Here is a 17,321-nt window from a genome sequence, read left to right on the forward strand (position 1 = left end):
CTATTGAATCTATCGAGGTGTCCATATATGGGTACAACAAGGTTGTCGCCGAGGCTTACCTGATAGAATCTCCCAAATTGATCGCTGACTCACGTTCTCTTCGCGGCTCGATCTACTCCTTTCAGGGCAATTTTGCCCTGGCTTTGGAAGATCTCATCACGGCCCAAAACCTGTATGAATCGCTCAACCTACAACACTGGGCTATCTACAATCTCACTGAACTGGCCACCAGCTACCGCCGCTTCGGCGACCCACAAACCGCCATCAAATACTATAACAAGCTAGAAAAACAGTACGAAAAGACAGGTGATAAAGACGGTGCTTACTCCATCAAGACTGAGATAGCTTATGCCCTGGAGGAGCTGGGTGAATATGAGGCCGCACTTTCCAACCATAAAGCAGCCTACCAACATTGGCGAGATACCTTAGGTGAAGAGATCAGCGCCCATACTGCCGTCAATGTCGCCGGCATGCTGATTCAGCTCCACCGTCAAGCGGAAGCCAAACCCTATCTTGAATTGGCACAAAGGTTCATCACGCCTGAGGTTGGTGCCAGCTACAGCTTTATGCGCCTCTATCAAGCGCAATCGGCCTTAAACGAAGGCCGTTATCAGGAGGCGCTAGACTATATCGATATGGCCAAGGAAAGCTTTCAGCAGATCAAAAATGCTCGCGGTCTGGAACAACTGCATATGGTGCACAGCCAGATCTTCGTCGCCGAGCAGAATTGGAAACAAGCCTATGAGGCGCTACTAAGTTATATTCAGACCCACAAGTCACTGGATGCCACCCTGCAGACTAATCGCACCACAGAGATGCGTACCCGCTTTAATACCGAGCAGATAGAACGTGAAAACCAACAGCTGATTGAACTGCAAAAGGTCAAAGAAAACGAGCTAATTATTCTCAAACAGAACAAATATTTGGAGCTGACTGTGATAGTGCTTGGCTGCATCATAATGATCATTCTTTCCATTGTCGCCTACAAGCAATCACAAAAGTCTAAGCTATTGTCGATTCTGGCCCTGACCGATCATCTGACCCAGCTCCCCAACCGACGATACACCTATTCCAAGGGGGAGAATTACTTCAAATCTAAAGATGAGGCCCATCAGCCGCTATCAATTATCCTGTTTGACGCCGACCACTTTAAGAAGGTCAATGATAAATATGGTCACGATATAGGTGACAAGGTACTGATCGCGCTGGCTAATATTAGTAACGGCTTGATGCGTAAGCAGGATCTGGTTGGCCGCGTCGGTGGCGAGGAGTTTTTGGTGCTCTTACCCGGCACGACAGCCGAGCAGGCCCTTAATATTGCTCAGCGCCTGGTGACCACGGTAGAGAGCAGCAACTTCGACGATATCTATATCAACTTCAAACTCACTATCAGTGCCGGTATTGCCAGTACAGATGGTGACAAGAGTTTTGAGCATCTACTCAAACGCGCCGATGATGCTCTCTACAAAGCCAAATCATCGGGTCGTAACTGCGCGATCTTAGACCAAGCCTAGCCCTTAATCCTGGCGTGAGATAAGCTCGATCTGCTGGGGGGCTGTGAAGCTGGGAAACCATTCCTGATAGAGACGCGCTAACTCACCCGATGCTTGCAGGCTAGACAAGGCGTCCAGCCAACGGTTCACCACCTCTGGCGAAGTGCCTTTAGAAAAAGCCAAATACAGATCGATCTGCGCCAGTTCAAATACCGGATACACCTCTTCTATCCCCATATTCACTTCCGCCAACAAGCGAGTGACCGCTAAGTCAGCCTGACACCAGAAACGTATTCTATCGTGCTTAAGTTGACGCGCCGATTGCTGTGGAAAACTGGCCACAGTCAGATGGTTGACCCCTTGCTCACTCAGCATAGACTCACCTAATGAGCCCCTATACACGCCAATACTCTCAAGCGCATCGAGCTCAGCCACTGAACCTGGGCTGAGTTCATCTGCCGTTTTCGCGTAGATAGAGATACGAGTGGTGGCGATAGGGCCGACAAAATCAAACAGCCTGTTGCGTTGCTGATTTTGAGAGGTCGCAAATAACAAGATATTGGGCTCACTATCTGCAATGGCATATGCCCTCGCCCAGGGCAAGACTTCGATATTGGCCGGCTCCCCAAGCTTCTCGGCAAGCCGCTGCACCAGAGTGACGCCGTAGCCTTTGGGAACGCCATCCTCCTGATAGCTCATCGGCGCCCACTCCTCGGTCAGCATGCGCAGCGACGCCGCCGTACAGGGCAGCGACAAAATCAACAACGAAAAAAACCACAAGCTATGCTTAATCAAACGATTCCCCGAGAAAATGAGCGGCCCTAGAAAGATGCTAGCCCATGATGAGGTAAGCCACAGACCTTAGGTTCAACATAAATAGCCAAAGGTTAAAAAGCAATAGCGAGGCAAGAGAGCGGAGGTCTAGACGCTGTGGGATTTGTTCACTTGGCCAAAACTGTTATCATGGCGCCATCGCTCACCCTTAGTTACCACTAATGTCTCACCCCAGTTCGTTATCGCCCCAGGCATTGCAGCAACTCGCCCTTAAGATAAAACAGTGGGGTAAAGCGCTAGGTTTTGCCCAGATAGGCATCTGCGATACCGATCTCAGCGCAGAAGAGGCTAAGCTGCAGGCCTGGCTCGACAAGGGCTACCATGGTGAGATGAACTATATGGCCAGTCACGGCATGATGCGCGCCCGGCCCGCTGAGCTGCACCCTGGCACCACACGAGTGATCTCGGCTCGCATGGACTACCTGCCGCCAGAAGCGGGGTTTGCCACTCACCTGAAAGATCCTAATCTGGCCTACATCTCTCGCTATGCCGGTGGCCGTGATTACCACAAGATGATCCGCAACCGGCTAAAAAAGCTGGGCCAACAGATAGAGGCCGAGCTGACCAGCTTAGGTCTTGAGCGCCCCAACTATCGCCCTTTTGTCGATTCAGCCCCCATTTTGGAGCGACCTCTGGCCGACAAAGCCGGACTTGGCTGGACAGGTAAACATAGCCTGCTGCTTAATCATGAGGCAGGTAGCTGGTTTTTCCTGGGTGAGCTGTTAATCGATCTCCCCCTTCCAGTAGACATCCCAGTAAAGGCAGACTGCAACACCTGCGTGGCCTGCATCAAGTCTTGCCCAACTAACGCTATCGTCGAACCCTATGTGGTCGATGGCAGGCGCTGCATCTCCTACCTCACCATAGAACTTCAAGGAGCGATCCCTGAAGAGTTCAGGCCGCTGATGGGCAATCGTATCTACGGCTGTGACGACTGCCAGCTGGTCTGCCCGGTCAACAGTGAGGCGCCGCTTACCAATGAAAGCGACTTCCATACCCGGGATCCACTCAAATACCCACAGCTATTAACCCTCTTCGCCTGGAGTGAGGCGGAGTTTCTCAAGTTTACTGAGGGCAGCGCCATCCGCCGTATCGGCCACAAGCGCTGGCTGCGAAACATCGCCGTCGCCCTGGGTAATGCACCGGCATCAAAGGAGATAGTCGCGGCGCTCGAGACACGCAGAGACAGTGAAGAGGTCGATGAGATGGTGCGCGAACATATCGACTGGGCACTGGCTCGCCAGGCAAACGGTGGCGACCAGCCCAATCGTAAGACCCAGCGAGTGATCCGCGCGGTAGAAAAGGGACTGGCCCGAGATGCCTAGCCCCCAACAGAGATTAGTCTAAGGTAAATCCCACCTTCACCGTCACCTGCCAATGGGCGATCAATCCAGCCTCAAGATGGCCGCGAGTCTCGACCACCTGAAACCAGCGCAGGTGGTGCAAGGACTGGCTAGCGGTTTCGATGGCATTTTTAATCGCCTCATCCGAGCTTATGGGTGAGGAACCGACGAGTTCGATGATCTTATAGGTATGACTCATGGTGGATCTCCTGTAGCAAATCGGTATCCCCTTGAGTATAGGAAAGCTTTTCATCTCCTGTGGCGCCATGCGCAAAATCACTACAGCATTAGATAGGCTTTAAGCGCTCAAGCAACCGATCGGCTACCCGAAAGGCATTGGCATAAATAGTAAACGTCGGTGTAACACTGCCGCCATTGGGCATAAAGGCACCATCGGTTACATACAGGTTGTCACAATCATGCACCCGGCAGTCTCTGTTGAGCACAGAGGTGCGTGGATCGTCACCGAAACGGCATCCGCCCGCCACTAAGTTTGAGGTCGGATCGCTAAACACATTCCCCCAGGCTTCATCGGCCCCCATCGCCTTCATCACCTCTACACCCCGATCGACTAAATACTGTGCCACCTTAAGATCATGGGGATGAAAACCGGCGCGCACCTTGGCCACAGGCTGCCCCCACTTGTCTTGCTCTTCATCGTCCAGAGTGACGTAACAATCATCATTGGTCAGCCAATCACAGAAAACCTCAAATTTAAAATCCCGCGACTGGGTAAAATGCGCCTTGATCTTCTGCTTAAGCGGCGTGCCCCACAAGAGATTGCCCTCCTGCCACTTGAGTCCATTAGCCTCACTGGTCGGCGAAGGAGGATCGAACACAAAATCTAAGGTACCGCCCTTCACCGGCTTATCGAACGCCGCTTTGTCATCAATCACATACCAATCCTGCAGGGCGCGGTTAAAGAAGGGGCCGCGCACCTTAAGCCCGGCCGCCGTCTCCGCTGCTAGCTTATTGAGCTTAAACACCCCGTGACCCGTACCACCTGCGCAGCAGTGCAAGTTTTTGCCCACCTGACCAAAACGATTGCCTATCCCCTTAGGGTGTTTCTCGCCAGGGCTGGCCAGCAGCAAACGGACGCTCTCGATGGCATAGCAGGCCACCACGAATATCTTGGCCTGGATACGCTGGCTCTTGCCACTGGTATCGAAATAGTCGACCGAACTGACCCGTCCCTTGGCATCGCTATTAAGGCGATACACCTTGGCACGGGTAATAATGCGGCAATGGCCGCTGGCCACCGCGTCATTCAGCAGGGCTGCACGCGAGCTCCCCTTAGCCCCCGAGTGACAGCCATAACTGCCACAATAACCTGAGTATTCGCAGCTCATGCGTTGCTTAAAAGGCTTTGACAGAATGGCCCTCGCCATAGGTAAGGGGGTCAGTTTGAGCTGCTGACAGGCATTATCGAAACGGGCAGCGATGGGGTGCTCTAAGGTCGGAGGAAAAGGAAAGTCAGGCGTCGATCTCGGCTCTAGCAGTGGATGTTTTACTACCTTGCCGCTGACGCCGACAATCTGCTCCACCTTGGCGTAATAAGGCTCAAGCTCCTCATAACTGATGGGCCAATCGACCGTGTTGGCTCCAGGGATAGCAGGGAAGCTAGAAGCAAGACGAAAATCCGTTGGTTTGAGACGATGAAAATAGCCACTCATAAAGTTAGAGGCGCCGCCTACAATATTACCGCCCCAAAACTGCGCCGTGGTCTCGCGGCGCCAGCCACCCTCACCGTCGGGAAGCTCCAGCACATGACGCTCCTCATCGAACTGCGAGCGAAACACCCGGTGACGTGGCAACTGCTCATCTTTGACAAAATCCTGCTCGGTATACCAATCGCCCTTCTCCAGCACGACCACATTAATCCCCGCCTTGGCTAGCTCATAAGCGATGGGCCCAGCGCCGGCGCCGCTGCCAACAATACATACCTCAAAGGGCTCTTGCTCTTGTGTTTCACCCGCGCGCGCTAAACCCATAGCCAATCATCCTGTTCTGCAAGGTTAAAAATCGAGATAGGTCTTACCCGGTACAGGGCGTGGAAAACCAGGTTGATGCTCAAGCCAGCGCCAACCAATCTGATCGGGATTGCCGCCATAAACCGGGTCTAGGGTCAGTGCCTCAATCAGGTAGTAGAGCAGCAAGGAGAGCCAGTTTTCACCGGCGCGGCTCTTGGCGATACGTGCTAGCATCGCCTCCTGCTCATCCCAGCTCAGTACCAAAAAACTGCGTTTCAGCTCAGTGTCGGCCAGGTCCTCTAACCAGGCAGCCCCCTGTAAAACAAACTGCCTATCGTCATCGGCGCGATTATCCGGATCTTCCATGGCCCACAAAAGATAGCTATAGGCATTGAGATCCTTGGCCGATGGACCATCACCATCATCGGGAAACAGATGCAATTGCACGCTCTCTATGATGGCGCGGTTGATCACGTCAAAATCTAGCGGCCGAGTAGCGAGTGAAAAGCTCTCATCATTCGCCCAGCTAAACTGGGGTTTCGCCGTTAACAAGAACGCCAGTGCGCCGCTACGGGCAAGAAACGCCCGCCGATCCAACCCGCTCTCATAGGCATACTCTGTTGCCATCTTCTTCCCTCGCCCTGTCACCTTGTTCGCCTTTAGCCTGCGCCCGGCTCTCGCTGCATCGCCTGTTATAAGACCTAAGTTGAAGCCAAATGGATTCAATTGAGTGTGAATTTTTCGGCGCGCCGGGTCAACACCCAGAGCGATCCCACAAAAACCGTCGCAGCGGCAATGAGTCACAAAAGCACCTAGACTAGAAGATAAACTTGCTCAACTGCGCTTTAAGGATCTCCCATGACAAAACCTGTCATCGCCGATAACAAACCTAAGAAAGTCGAGTTAACCAAAGGAAAGGAGTACTATTTTTGCGTCTGTGGCCGCTCAAACAGTCAGCCCTTTTGCGATGGTTCCCATAAGGGTACGGGCCTGACCCCCAAAGCCTTTACCCCCGAGGACACTGGCGAAGCCTACCTGTGCGCCTGTAAACACACAGGCAACGCCCCATACTGCGATGGCACCCATAAGCAGTTTGATTCAGAGCAGGTGGGCAAAGAGGGTCCAGGCCGAGAGGCCATGGGCAAAGATGATGCTGATAAACCGCCCAAGGCCGCAGCGACAAAAGAGGAGCCCAGCGTAGAACTCATCCATCAACTGGCCAGAGAGGGACTGAAAAATCTCGGACACCACGGCCCTATGGTCGCTATGGGGGTGCCCAGATGTCAGCTCCCCAGCTGGGATGAAATTCAGATCATGACGGCCCAGATGGCCAGCAAGCCACTCTTTGAAGAAGAAGCGGTAGACACCGAGCTGATTATTGGGCCCGAGGCACGAAAGCCCCTGCGACTCAAGATCCCCCTATTGGTGTCAGACATGAGCTTCGGCGCACTTTCGCAGGAGGCAAAAGTTGCCCTGGCCAAGGGCGCCGAGCTGGCGGGCACAGGGATCTGCTCTGGTGAAGGTGGCATGCTGCCCGAGGAGCAGGCGGCCAATTCGCGCTACTTCTATGAGCTGGCCAGCGCTCAATTTGGCTATCAGGAAGCCTTGATGAGTAAGATACAGGCGTTTCACTTCAAGGGAGGACAAGGAGCCAAGACAGGCACAGGCGGTCACCTACCGGGCAGTAAGAATCAAGGCAAGATAGCCGAAATCCGCGGTATTCCCGCGGGTCAGGACGCCATCTCTCCCCCCAGGTTAAAAGACCTCAACTCAGTGGCCGATTTTAAACGCTTCGCCGACAGGGTGCGGGAACTCAGCGGCGGCGTGCCTATCGGCTTTAAGCTGAGCGCCAATCATATCGAACGGGATATTCAGTTTGCCCTGGATGCCAGCGCCGACTACATCATACTCGATGGCCGAGGCGGCGGTACGGGCGCAGCGCCGCAGATTTTTCGCGATCACATCAGTGTACCCACCATCCCAGCCTTGGCGCGGGCCCGGCGTTATCTCGACCAGCAGGGCGCCAGTGGCCGAGTGACGATCATCATCACAGGCGGGCTCAGATTGCCCATGGACTTTGTTAAGGCGATGGCACTAGGTGCCGACGGCGTCGCCCTAGCCAATAGTGCCATGCAGGCGATCGGCTGCGTGGCTGCACGAATCTGTAATACCAATAACTGTCCCGCCGGTATCGCCACCCAAAACGCCGATCTGCGTCAGCGGCTCAATATCGACAAATCGGCCCAGCAACTGGCTAACTTTATGGCTGCCTCTACCGAGCTGATGCAGGTGATGGCCAGAGCTTGTGGTCACCATAAGCTAAGCCAGTTCAACTTGGATGATCTGGCCACCTGGCACAGCGAGATGGCCAGGCTCTCCGGCATTCCCTACGCTGGCGTGACACCGATTTAAAGCCATAGGCAACACCTTCACAGCGCGCCTCCTCTACGAAGAGGCGGGCCAAGCCTCTTAAGCTCAAGACAAATCCATAACTAGTAAAGACTTGTTTAACAAGATAAAAAAGTGCACACTTGCCGCCGAAGCTCTTAGGACAACCCATAGCCCAAGTTCAACGCTCGTCTCATGTCAGCCATAGACAATGTGAAGGATCACAATGCAAACCGTTATTTTATTTATATTCTTAGCCCTGCTGTTCATTACCTTAGTTTCGCTCTACATCACCTGGCGTAATAAACAACCAATCGAAGTCATCGGCGGCCCCGAACAAGTGATTTTTCTGGCAAACCAGCTGCTGCACAGCGGTCGAGAAGCACAGGCTGTCGATTACCTGGAACGAGCAGCGGCCATGGGAATGGCCCATGCGGCGCAGTTCCTCGGCGAACTCTACAACCTCGAAGATACCCATCTGTTTAACCAGGCCAAGGCCAACGACTGGTTTAAAAAAGCTGCCGAACTCGATGAGCAATTTGCTCAGCTTCAGCGCCAGATGCTGAAATTTAATGTTCACCCCACCCTGGAAGGCAACAGCTCACAGCTGGAAACCATGTTGAAACCCGGTGCTGACCAGGGCAATAGCCAGCATCAGGCAGAACTTGGTAAGCTCTATCAGGAGAGTCCGTTACTCGACCCGGAGGGTATTCAGGCACTGCATTACCTGACCCAGGCCGCTGAGGCGGGAGAGGTTGAAGCAAAGTACGATCTCGCCAACCTCTGGCTCTCACCGCGCCATGGCGAGCCTGACTCCGCCAAGGCCCGAGCACTGCTACAAGAGATTATTGATAGCGATACCAACGCCAAGAGTCTGCTGGCGAGAATGCTACTTAGTGGTGAAGGCGGCCCTGCCGAGCCCCGTGAGGCCGAGCGTTTGATGCGCGAACTGGCCCAGGATAATGACTTTGCCCTCATCGAGCTGGCCCGCCTCTATCAGCAAGGCAAAGAGCTGCCCCAGGATATCTCCAAGGCGGAGGAGTGTCTGCGACAAGCCATCGCCATGGATAATGACAGCGCTACCTACCACCTGGGCGAGCTGCTACTCAATCATAAACTTGACTGCGACAGCCACATTGAGGCGATCGCCCTGCTGACGCCTCTGGCCGAGCAGTGGTGGACAGACGCCCTCTTCCTCCTGGGCAAGGCCCATGAAGATGGACTGGGCACCCGCCGCCATCTGCCTACGGCCCTATCTTACTATCGCTTAGCGGCCATCGACCCAGCCCCCTACCACTTGGCGCGGGTCAACGACTTGAGTACCAAGATGGGTGAATATGAGAAGGAGCAGGCGGACAGCCTGTATCAGCAATTTCTGACCCAGCACCCGATAAGCCAATCTCAGCAGGCCAGCATAGACCTTACCCATGGGCTACGTCTGCTCCATGAAGATGATAGAGGGCGATGCCACCCGAGAGAAGCGATCCCTTATCTGGAGCGCGCTGCACTCACAGGTGAAAACCTGGCGCTGGAACCTCTACATCAGACCTGCGCAGAGCTGGGACAAAGGGTCGATGCCGCCATCTGGGCGCAGATAGCCTTAGAAGATAAGTTCTATTTTCTGCCCACCGGTGAGATGGAGATTAGCTTAGCCAGCCTCAAGCAAGGCTTTAGCGAGGCCGAGCAGGCACTGTTTGAGCAGCGACTCGATGAGCGACGAGCCGAGATCGCCGCTAACCTGAGTGCTGCTAGCAATAACACACCATAACCAAGACTCAAAAGACAAAGGGCGGCCAGAGATCTGGCCACCCACTTAATCTAAAGGCAAAGAGTCGCCAGAGTCATTATCCCAGGCGTCTTCTCAGCTCCTTAGTGGCCTTCACCATGTTTTGCAGTGCGGGCTCCACCTCATCCCAGGTGCGCGTCTTCAGTCCACAGTCGGGATTCACCCAAAGCTGTCCCACGGGGATCTTAGTCGCCGCCTTCTCGATTAAGCCCACCATCTCCTCGACGCTAGGTATATTCGGGCTGTGGATGTCATATACGCCGGGCCCTATCTCATTGGGATACTCGAAGTCTTCGAAGGCATTGAGCAGTTCCATGTGAGAGCGCGAGGTTTCTATAGTGATCACATCGGCGTCCATGGCGGCGATGGCATCTATGGTGGCGTTGAACTCGCTATAGCACATATGGGTGTGGATCTGAGTCTCATCCTCCACGCCTGCCGCGCTGAGCTTAAAGGCGGCCACAGCCCAATCGAGATAGTGCTGCCACTCACTGGCCTTCAGTGGCAGGCCTTCACGAAAGGCAGGTTCATCTATCTGTATGATGCCTATACCTGCGGCCTGCAGATCGGTCACCTCATCACGAATTGCTAAGGCAAGCTGATTGGCGATCTCCTCGCGACCAATATCTTCCCGGGCAAAGGACCAGTGCAGTATGGTTACAGGGCCGGTCAACATGCCTTTCACCGGTCTGTCGGTCAGACTCTGGGCAAAGCTTGCCCACTGGAGCGTCATCGGCTGACGACGGGATACATCGCCATAGATAAGCGGCGGCTTGACGCAGCGCGAGCCATAGCTCTGCACCCAGGCAAACTGGGTAAAGCCCACGCCTTCGAGCTGCTCACCGAAATACTCCACCATGTCGTTACGCTCGGCCTCACCATGGACCAAGACATCGATCCCCAACTTGAGCTGACGGGCGATACTGTCACGAGTCACCGCCTCAAGCTGCGCAACATAGGCCTGTTCGGTCAACTCCCCCTTGCGCCAGCGGCTGCGCAAGCCGCGAATAGCTGGCGTCTGCGGGAAGGAGCCAATTGTGGTGGTGGGCAGCAGCGGCAGACGAAAGCGGGCCTGTTGCTTGAGGCGTCGCTCGCCAAAATCGCTATGGCGCTCAAAATCCGCAGAGGTTAATGCCTTGAGTCTTGCCTGCACCTCAGTATTCGCCGCCTGTTCACGGGCCTGACGCCTCGCCTGACAACGCCCAGTTATCGCCTGCGCCTCATCGCTCTGTGGCGAGACCAGCAAGGTACCTAGCTGCGCCAATTCATCAAGCTTCTGCTTGGCAAAACTGAGTTGATTGGCAAGCTCGGGGGCCAACTCAGTTTCGCTACTCAGATCCACAGGCACATGCAAAAGCGAACAGGAGGGCGCCAGCCAAACTCGCTCACCAAGATCCGCCACCACGCCATGCAGGCGTTCTGCCAAGATATCGAGATCCGCCGCCCACACGTTACGGCCATTGATCACCCCAAGGCTGAGTACCTGATCAGGCCTAAGCGTTGCCGCAAAGAGGGTAAGCTGCTCAGGAGCGCTCACCAGATCCAGATGAAGTCCATCGACCTTGAGATCGCGAATCACCTCATGATGATGGGCCACTGAGCCGTAGTAGCTCGCCAGCAGCAGCTTAACGCCCAGACCACTGAGCTCTTTGTAAGTCGGCTCGAACGCCGCCTGCCACTCACCGTCAAGCTCCAGCGCCAAGATAGGCTCGTCGAGCTGTACCCAGCTCACCCCTTGGTCTGCGAAGCGCGTTAAGATGGCTTGATACACCTTAATCAGCTCAGGCAACAGGCTCAGCTTATCGAAAAGCTCACCTTCACACTTGGCAAGATAAAGATAACTGACAGGCCCCAGCAACACAGGCTTTGGCTGATGACCCAGCGCTTTAGCCTCGTCCACCTCGTCGAACAGCTGCTCATAGGCGATCTCGAAGCGTTGGCCTGCCGTGAGCTCGGGCACTATGTAGTGATAGTTAGTGTTGAAATACTTTTTCATCTGGGCGGCGCGGCTCGCCTCTCCCGTTGGAGCACGGCCACGGGCCACGCGAAACAGAGTGTCGAGATCCACCTGCTCGCCACTGCGATGGCGGGACGGGATAGCGTTAATGGTGGCGCTCAGGGTGAGCACCTGATCGTAGAAGGCAAAATCCCCAACAGGCACCTGGCTTACCCCAGACTCTTGCTGCCACTGCCAGTGGGTTTGACGCAGCTCGCGGGCGACCGATTGCAGCTGAGCCTGATCTATCTCTTCGCGCCAATACTTTTCCAGGGCAAATTTAAGTTCCCGTTGACGGCCGATACGGGGAAAGCCTAATGAAGCAATATCTAGAGTTTGCATATTGTATACCTTTTGCATTAAGATGAGCGAAATTCATGGTTAGCGCCCTTCGCTGTCATCGCAATCCAGGTGTGATAACTGAAATTGCACAACAAACATAAACAGGCGTCTGGACGTCTAGAAGTTTATTGTGCTAGTCTGTTGTCTCGCAATCGAATTGATTTCACGAGCAACATGAGCCAAATTCATGTGAGGTAAAAAATGATAGAGCTTAGGCATTTACGTACATTGGTCGCCCTGAAAGAGAGCGGCAGTCTCGCGGGCGCAGCCAAGAAGCGCTTTGTCACCCAGTCAGCCTTATCCCACCAGATCAAGGAATTAGAGACCCGCATCAACTCGGCAATATTCGTGCGTAAGAGCAAACCCCTCTCTTTTACTCAGGAGGGAGCTCGCCTACTCAATCTGGCCGAAGAGATCTTACCTAAGGTGATAGAAACTGAGATCGATCTGAAAAACGGTCTGGGCGGCGAGGTGAAAGATCTCTTTGTGGGCATAGAGTGTCACAGCTGCTTTCGCTGGCTGATGCCGGTGATCTCGCAGTTTAATGCCAGCTTTCCCCACACTAACCTTGAGTTATCGAGCCGTCATCTATTCGATTCGCTGACCGCGCTCAAGCAGGGGCAACTGGATGTGGTGCTCACTTCAGATCCTATCCCAGATCATGATATCGCCTACCAGCACCTGTTCGATTTCGAGGTCAAACTCCTGGTCGCCAAAGACCATCCGCTGGCCGATGCGCCCTATGTCACGCCAGCAGAGCTTAGCGAGCAGACACTGCTCACCTACCCAGTTCCATTAGACAGACTGGATATCTATCGCCACTTCATGGAGCCAGCAGGCGTACCGGTCGCCAAGCAGATCCGCTGCGATCTTACCGCCATGTTGCTGCAACGCATCGCCTGTAAGGATGGCGTCGCAGCCCTGCCGAGTTGGTCCATCAATGAGGCACATGGTCTGTCGCTCAAAGCAGTAAAACTGGGCCCTGAAAGGGCTAAAACGCCCTCTGTTCGGCGCCTATCGCAGTAATGGAAGCAGCGCGCGTCTCGCCCAGCAGTGGCTGAATCTAGGGGCTGGAACGTCAGGGGCACTGAGCCGAGTATACAAGCAGTGAGCTAGAGGTAGACTGGTGTTATCGCTCGAGAAACACTAAAGGATTAGTATGAAACTTGTGGAACTTTTTTGTTCAAGCCTGTCTCTGGTTTGGTATCGTCTTATCCCCTTGCTTATTAGGCCTGCTTAGCGGCGGCCTATTTAGCATGCAACAGTCGCCGTCTAGCCTAACCGCGCCACTTTTAGGCTTAGCCATGGGCGCGCTTTTGGGTATCATCTGGGCCGAATATATTCGCAAAGTCCATGGTCTCAGCCAATTCTTTGGCCGTCTGGTGGCGACACCCGATATTGACGGCCGCTCAACCGACAAGCTGTAACCGGTAAGCAAGAAAGCCGAACTCAAGCTTTCAAACTCTAGACACAAAAAAACCTGCACTTGGCAGGTTTTCTTTTAGCTGGGCAAAACGCCTATAGCGGGTTGAGCAGCTGATTACGCATAGAGAGCACCCGGCGTAGCACCAGACCTGGCGAATTAGGATTGCGGGTCTGACGCAGGTTATGGGCAATCATAAACTCTTCCCTTAACTCCTCGTCAAGGCCGAGAGACTCAAACGCCTCCAGAGTTAATGTCTGCTTCTGGTTATCGATCAATGATTTAATGATAGAGAGCGGGAACGACTGCTCCGACTCGGCGTTTAGATAAGCAAAGGCAGTCAGGGCGATTATCTCGCCAAACACGCTAAACAGCGCCAGGGTCTGCACCTCATCCGGACTGATGTCGACTCCTTCCATATGATGCAGGCTATCGACGGCATCGGTAGCAATACTCTCGGTCAGCGCCCAGTAACCATAGACTAACTTCTTATAGGGCTGTGGCAACTCGTCCAAACGCTCCTTCAGATAGAAGGTAAAGGCGTAACGATAGATATTGACCTGACCTAAACGCACCAAGGCATCTTTTAACGAACGGTTTTTCGATGAGACGATACCACCCGCGTTAGCCGCCGAATTGCTGCGCCACAGCAGATGTGCCGCTAAGGCGGGGTCAGAGGAGACAATGTCAATCACATTTCGGATATCGCCATCGGCAATAATGGCTTTTTTCAACGGGATAAGAATGCCCCGTCGTCCGATGACCTGTTCTTCATTCGCAATAATTGCGCGTACTTGAGTGAATACCTGATGCTCAAGATCTGTCATGAGAAGTTATTAACCTGATTTATTATTGGCACGGCGCCATTTGTTATCCGAGAATTTACCCATAAAAAGCCCATCTGGGTCAAGTCGATTTGGGGTAAAAACGGACATTAACCTAAATAAATTCATCTTGCCACTCGCGCTTGCCCGTTGGGCCAGGCTAAACGACAAATTTCTGCCACTTAACAAGCAAGTGACACCCTGTATCTCTGGGCTGTTCGCACCGTTTTCGGTTATAGGGCACCGGCCTGTTGCAGACGCTGATATAGGTGCTCGGCGAGTCGGCGATAGCCTTCGTCGTTAAGGTGAATAGCATCAGATTTTACTTCTGGTAATTTTAGCAGCTCTGTCAAAAAATCCTCAATAAATAGCAGCTGATATTGCTCAGCCAACACTTTATAGAGGGGCGCCGTTTCCAGCCATAGGCTCTTCTTAGGTACACCAACCAGCACTACAGGGATATTGCGCTGACGCGCTAGGCTCAACATGGCGTCGAGATTGGCGGCTACCTGCTGCTCGCTGACGTTACGTAAAAAATCGTTGCCCCCTTCAAGGAGTATGACAAGATCCGGCCTTGTCTCATCCAGCACGCGGGCAAAACGTAACCGACCTTGGGCTGTGGTCTCCCCCGAAATCCCGGCATTGATCACCTCGCGACCAGTCAGCTTACTCAACTGACTGGGATAATCCAGCTCGCGACTGGCACCAACCCCTTGGGTCAAACTATCGCCAAAAGCGAGTATCTTGGCATCGAGCGGCAGTGGCGATAATGACGGTCCACGCTCAGGCCACAGCCAGACAACCAACAACAGAACCACGGGCAACAACAACCATTTCAACTTCAATCTTTTAGCTCCCTTATTACTCATAAGCCATCCATGATGAACAGCTGGTAATAAAAAAGCCAGTCAGATCTGACTGGCTCTCCTAAACAAGGCAGGCTTAGAAACGATAGCTGGCGGTCAGACGCAGCGAGCGGCCAGTGCCAGGGTAATAACCACTACCCCAAGTGCTGAAATAGCCGGAGCTGACATACTCCTCATCCAACAGGTTATCCACTCTCAGGCTAGCCAGCCAAGCATCGCGGGAATAATTCACCGAGATGTTCGCCAAGGTATAGGCATCGAGCTTATCCCCTTGATTGGCATTGTCACCCTCCATATAGCGCTCGCCCGTGTAGACCGCCTCGACGAATAGCTGTAGATGCGCATAAACATCAAAACTGACATAACCACGGCCGCTGTTTTTGGCCACCCAAGAGAGCGCCTTGCCCTCATTGGCGCCTTCGGTAAATTCGGCGTCTATGTAATTATATTCAAGCCCAAGCTGCACCGCTTTGCTCACCTGCCAGTCCCAATCGACACTCGCCCCATAACGGCGCGAAGCATCGGCATTAACATTGGCACCGGGGAAGCTGCCACCAATCGGCGTCTCGGCGCTCGGGTCGAAGACGATCTCATCTTCCAGATCCAGGCGGTAAGCACTCAGACGCAGCGTGTTATGTTCAAGCAGCAGATCCCAGCCCGCTTCATAGGAACGACCCGTCTGTGGCTTGAGTCCCTGAATGCTGGCCGGGGTATAGGCCTGCTCATCCACCTTGGCGAAGCGGAAGTTATCATCGGCGCGCAGATACAAGCGCTGCTGCTGGTTAGGGCGATAGTTGATGCCAAGCTCGAAGGCATGGGCATCCTGATCGAGATCGATCCCATTTGGATAGGCTTTGCCGTCAACCAGCTCATCGGTCACCTCGGCGTAACGTCCACCCACCACATAGCTGAAGGTATCAGTTAGCGGCACTGTCGCCTGCAAGTAGGCGCTCGCCAGCTTCTGCACATTACTGCGGCCATTACTAAATACCGACTCTCCTCGGCTCAGATCTAAACCGGTCACCAGCTTGAGCTCGCCATTATCCGTCTTGATATTGGCCACAGCCTTAGGTTTAAACTCCAGCAAGGAGCGGGTATCGCGGCGGTTAGTCGCCCAGGTGCTGAGCCCGGTTATCAGGGTGTCACTATAGTTAAGATCCGCGCCCAGTGACCAAGCCTCGTTAAGCTGGCGCTGATAACCGCTGCGGGCCGCCGTAGTCATCTCATGCAGATAGGCATCGACAAACAGATCGCCCGCCTGCCTAGGGTCTTCTTTAATCTGCGCTTCGGTAAGCGCCGGAGCTAACTCGCGATGGTTGTCATAGTAGCTCGCCTCGGCGAAGAACTGCTGCGCCGCATCGTCATATTGCAAGCGTCCCAGCACAGAGCTGGTCTCGCTGGCATTGTGCTTGCGATAGTTATCACTCTTAAGGTAATTGGCCGCGCCATAGAGACGCCAGTTGTCGTTGATGGCTACCGAGCCATCGGCCTTAGCTTCGTAAGTATCGAAGCTACCGCCCGAGACCTGCACGCTACCACCGTTATCTTTAGGCGCCTTAGTGACAATATTTATCACCCCGCCAACCGCCTGATCGCCATAGAGCACACCGGCACTGCCTGAGAGGATCTCGACTCGCTCTACCTGATTGAGACCAATTGCATTGATGCTGGGGGCAGCGATATCGATATTATTGAGACGGCGGCCATCGATAAGAATCAAGGTGTTGTTGGCAGCCTGACCGGCACCGAAACCGCGCATGGCAAAGACCGCGCCCGAATTTGAGTCTGAAACTTGAATACCGCTCTGTCCGCGCAGCAAGTCGGTGAGATTGGTGGCGCCGCTGAGCTCAATGGCGGCAGCATCAATCACATTGACGTTGGCCGCAATATTAATAGGGGTGTTTTCACTGCGGCCGATAACTGTGATGGTCTCATCCACAGGCCCAGGGGTGCCTGAGTTTGCCGCCATGGCAGGCATACTGCCAGCCAAACATGCGCCAAGTAGTAACGCGATTTTACTAGGTTGTGTACCCATTTCCTTTAACTCCTAAAAGGG

At 53.9% G+C, this 17,321-nt stretch carries 13 protein-coding genes and 1 pseudogene; 6 read left to right on the forward strand and 8 right to left on the reverse strand.

Translation table 11 applies throughout. The annotated features are described in order from the left end of the window. On the forward strand, positions 1 to 1,514 hold a 1,514-nt coding region (locus NY07_RS12210; protein ID WP_033539645.1), incomplete at its 5' end, for a sensor domain-containing diguanylate cyclase. Positions 1,515 to 1,517: 3 nt separating this feature from the next. Here NY07_RS12210 and NY07_RS12215 read toward each other — a convergent pair. Beyond that, on the reverse strand, positions 1,518 to 2,288 hold the full coding sequence (locus tag NY07_RS12215; RefSeq protein WP_033539646.1) for a substrate-binding periplasmic protein: 771 nt from the start codon (positions 2,286 to 2,288) through the stop codon (positions 1,518 to 1,520). A 200-nt stretch (positions 2,289 to 2,488) separates the two neighbouring features. Between NY07_RS12215 and queG the strand changes: the two genes are divergently transcribed. Next, entirely contained in the window at positions 2,489 to 3,652 is a 1,164-nt protein-coding gene (gene queG, locus NY07_RS12220) for a tRNA epoxyqueuosine(34) reductase QueG (protein WP_033539647.1), read from the forward strand. Between the two features lie 13 nt (positions 3,653 to 3,665). On the opposite strand, the gene NY07_RS12225 is transcribed toward queG, so the two are convergent. From NY07_RS12225 to NY07_RS12235, 3 genes are all read right to left on the reverse strand, one after another. Then, complete coding sequence (locus NY07_RS12225) at positions 3,666 to 3,869, reverse strand: dodecin (protein WP_033539648.1); 204 nt, start codon at positions 3,867 to 3,869, stop codon at positions 3,666 to 3,668. Between the two features lie 88 nt (positions 3,870 to 3,957). Then, positions 3,958 to 5,661, reverse strand: coding sequence for a GMC family oxidoreductase (locus NY07_RS12230; RefSeq protein ID WP_052125655.1), 1,704 nt, complete (start codon positions 5,659 to 5,661; stop codon positions 3,958 to 3,960). Positions 5,662 to 5,685: 24 nt separating this feature from the next. Further along, the gene (locus NY07_RS12235; protein WP_081953830.1) at positions 5,686 to 6,267 is read right to left on the reverse strand and encodes a gluconate 2-dehydrogenase subunit 3 family protein; all 582 of its coding nucleotides are present in this window, start codon (positions 6,265 to 6,267) and stop codon (positions 5,686 to 5,688) included. A gap of 231 nt (positions 6,268 to 6,498) precedes the next feature. Between NY07_RS12235 and NY07_RS12240 the strand changes: the two genes are divergently transcribed. Both NY07_RS12240 and NY07_RS12245 read left to right on the forward strand, forming a co-directional pair. After that, on the forward strand, positions 6,499 to 8,052 hold the full coding sequence (locus NY07_RS12240) for a glutamate synthase-related protein (protein ID WP_033539649.1): 1,554 nt from the start codon (positions 6,499 to 6,501) through the stop codon (positions 8,050 to 8,052). A 202-nt stretch (positions 8,053 to 8,254) separates the two neighbouring features. Continuing rightward, complete coding sequence (locus tag NY07_RS12245) at positions 8,255 to 9,796, forward strand: tetratricopeptide repeat protein (protein ID WP_033539650.1); 1,542 nt, start codon at positions 8,255 to 8,257, stop codon at positions 9,794 to 9,796. Between the two features lie 76 nt (positions 9,797 to 9,872). Here NY07_RS12245 and metE read toward each other — a convergent pair whose 3' ends face one another. After that, on the reverse strand, positions 9,873 to 12,152 hold the full coding sequence (gene metE / locus NY07_RS12250; RefSeq protein WP_033539651.1) for a 5-methyltetrahydropteroyltriglutamate--homocysteine S-methyltransferase: 2,280 nt from the start codon (positions 12,150 to 12,152) through the stop codon (positions 9,873 to 9,875). Between the two features lie 201 nt (positions 12,153 to 12,353). On the opposite strand from metE, the pseudogene NY07_RS18900 reads away from it, so the two are divergent. After that, positions 12,354 to 13,263, forward strand: a pseudogene (locus NY07_RS18900) (LysR substrate-binding domain-containing protein). 55 nt (positions 13,264 to 13,318) lie between these two features. Further along, positions 13,319 to 13,579 (forward strand): hypothetical protein, encoded by a 261-nt coding sequence (locus tag NY07_RS12260; protein WP_033539652.1) that lies wholly within the window; start codon positions 13,319 to 13,321, stop codon positions 13,577 to 13,579. 91 nt (positions 13,580 to 13,670) lie between these two features. On the opposite strand, the gene NY07_RS12265 is transcribed toward NY07_RS12260, so the two are convergent. The 3 genes from NY07_RS12265 to NY07_RS12275 all read right to left on the reverse strand — a co-directional run bounded on the left by NY07_RS12265 (position 13,671) and on the right by NY07_RS12275 (position 17,300). Then, positions 13,671 to 14,402, reverse strand: a complete 732-nt coding sequence (locus NY07_RS12265; protein WP_033539653.1) for an HDOD domain-containing protein — start codon at positions 14,400 to 14,402, stop codon at positions 13,671 to 13,673. A gap of 230 nt (positions 14,403 to 14,632) precedes the next feature. Continuing rightward, complete coding sequence (locus NY07_RS12270) at positions 14,633 to 15,244, reverse strand: arylesterase (protein ID WP_081953834.1); 612 nt, start codon at positions 15,242 to 15,244, stop codon at positions 14,633 to 14,635. A 97-nt stretch (positions 15,245 to 15,341) separates the two neighbouring features. After that, positions 15,342 to 17,300 carry a TonB-dependent receptor gene (locus tag NY07_RS12275; RefSeq protein WP_033539655.1) on the reverse strand — a complete coding sequence of 653 codons (1,959 nt, stop codon included), beginning with the start codon at positions 17,298 to 17,300 and terminating at the stop codon, positions 15,342 to 15,344. Positions 17,301 to 17,321 lie beyond the last annotated feature (21 nt).

Source organism: Shewanella sp. ECSMB14101, from assembly GCF_000773485.1.
GTDB lineage: Bacteria > Pseudomonadota > Gammaproteobacteria > Enterobacterales > Shewanellaceae > Shewanella > Shewanella marisflavi.

Coding starts and splice junctions, on each gene's coding strand:
- NY07_RS12245 (WP_033539650.1), top strand. CDS start 8,255: ATGCAAACCGTTATTTTATTTATATTCTTAGCCCTGCTGTTCATTACC.
- NY07_RS12240 (WP_033539649.1), top strand. CDS start 6,499: ATGACAAAACCTGTCATCGCCGATAACAAACCTAAGAAAGTCGAGTTA.
- NY07_RS12230 (WP_052125655.1), bottom strand. CDS start 5,661: ATGGGTTTAGCGCGCGCGGGTGAAACACAAGAGCAAGAGCCCTTTGAG.
- NY07_RS12275 (WP_033539655.1), bottom strand. CDS start 17,300: ATGGGTACACAACCTAGTAAAATCGCGTTACTACTTGGCGCATGTTTG.
- NY07_RS12265 (WP_033539653.1), bottom strand. CDS start 14,402: ATGACAGATCTTGAGCATCAGGTATTCACTCAAGTACGCGCAATTATT.
- queG (WP_033539647.1), top strand. CDS start 2,489: ATGTCTCACCCCAGTTCGTTATCGCCCCAGGCATTGCAGCAACTCGCC.
- metE (WP_033539651.1), bottom strand. CDS start 12,152: ATGCAAACTCTAGATATTGCTTCATTAGGCTTTCCCCGTATCGGCCGT.
- NY07_RS12225 (WP_033539648.1), bottom strand. CDS start 3,869: ATGAGTCATACCTATAAGATCATCGAACTCGTCGGTTCCTCACCCATA.
- NY07_RS12235 (WP_081953830.1), bottom strand. CDS start 6,267: ATGGCAACAGAGTATGCCTATGAGAGCGGGTTGGATCGGCGGGCGTTT.